The organism is Vibrio sp. 10N.222.52.C3, from assembly GCF_041474195.1.
Classification (GTDB): Bacteria; Pseudomonadota; Gammaproteobacteria; order Enterobacterales; family Vibrionaceae; genus Vibrio; species Vibrio crassostreae_C.
Genome location: NZ_JBFRTQ010000223.1, coordinates 1 through 1,592, shown reverse-complemented (window position 1 = coordinate 1,592; position 1,592 = coordinate 1). Strand labels below are relative to the sequence as shown.

General features: G+C 41.4%; 1 protein-coding gene. It reads right to left on the bottom strand.

Features of this window, described 5'->3' with window-relative positions; all coding sequences use genetic code 11:
* Positions 1 to 29: 29 nt before the first annotated feature.
* Positions 30 to 1,127 carry a site-specific integrase gene (locus AB4517_RS22435; protein WP_102319798.1) on the bottom strand — a complete coding sequence of 366 codons (1,098 nt, stop codon included), beginning with the start codon at positions 1,125 to 1,127 and terminating at the stop codon, positions 30 to 32.
* Positions 1,128 to 1,592 lie beyond the last annotated feature (465 nt).

The following is a 1,592-nucleotide window of genomic DNA, read 5'->3' as shown; positions in this document are numbered from 1 at the left end:
GATAATGCCATTGGTGGCAGTGCTTAGAATCATTTCGCACCACCAAGTGTAGCCTTAAGAACCGCTAGCAACTCAGGATTAGACTCTAATTTAGCAACCAGATCCGCTGTTTCAACCGATATCGCAGAAGAAGATGGAGCCGTTACAGGTGCTTGTCCAAAGGCTTCGGCTAAGTTATCGGCTGCCAAACGAGCACAATCTGGAGCATCAGAGGCAATCCAACGCCCATAATGCTTATCAACCATATGAGTACCTGAATGCCCCATCTGAGCAGCAATCCACTCTTTCGATATACCCGCAGTTAAATTTTGTGAAGCAAAGGTATGCCGTAATTGACCAACTCCACGGTGATTAACCTCTGCTTGCAGCAGAAAAGCATCGAAGAAATCTTTGGCAAACTGTGCTGCATGTAAAAATGGCTTACTGGTCTTACTGTTATAAAAAACGAACTGCACAGACTCTTTTTTGAGCGTTTTGTTATCTTCTTGCCTAACCGATATTTTCCTTAGCTTCTTCTTGCCAGTAAGTTGCAACTGCTGTTTCAAGAGGTCAATAGCAAGTTGGTTAAGCTCAACGGTTCGCATTGACCCCTCAGTCTTGGGCACTTTGTATTCTTGAAGAACTTTGGCTCTACGAACGTACATTTCCTTACGTTGCCAAATGATATCATCCCAGCTGAGCGCAAGTAATTCACTGATCCTCAAACCTGTGAGAGCATTAAATAAGCACGCATTTTTCCCACTTTGACACGATACATCAGTATCATGGAGCTTTTTCAGCTCTGCTTTTGTAAACGGTGCAGGTTCGGATGTTGTAACTTTCAGATTTTGAATACCCGTCATAGGGTTTCGTTCGAGCGCACCGTCCAGCTCCGCAAAACGAAAAACCGCTCTTAGGATGATCAGGAACTCATTGATGCTTTTGTTTTTATAATGCTTATGCAAACCATCAATAACGGCAAGGATGTCGCTGTGTGTAACACTCGCAATCTTTCTATGACCAATGCGCTTTGATAGCTTTAAGGCTTTACTCTTCTCTGATCGAAGAGTCGATGGGGCAACGCGGTTTACGCGACTTGCAATGTATTGCTCTATATAGTTTTTTACTTTTTTCTCTTGTTGATTCACGTCTCAATCTTATGGCAGCTTTGGCTGCTCTGCTGTCTTGTGAACAAACTACAAGAGTTCTTTAGCATGATCAAATATGAAAAAGCCAATAATATTAGTTACTTATTATGAAAAATCACGATTACAATGATTATCAACAGGTTAGAAAGTTAAATTTTTTTGAAAAATTTCCATATGAAACTCACACACTAAACTTTCCCCACCCAAACATCTTACGTTGGCATATTGATTCGAATAGGTGTGATATTCACTTCACATGATGCATCTCATTGGTGCGGCTGTAACTATCTAGTGATAATCAAGGCTTGTGTCTCATATTGCTGTATGTGGGTAGAACGCAAGAAAACTGATTGGGGTTCATCACTATTGTTCACCTTGTGTCGATGGCATAACTATAAAGAAACCAGATCATCCTACGACAATTACCGCACCTCATAACTCAGAAGTGCCCCATAACAAGCTAGA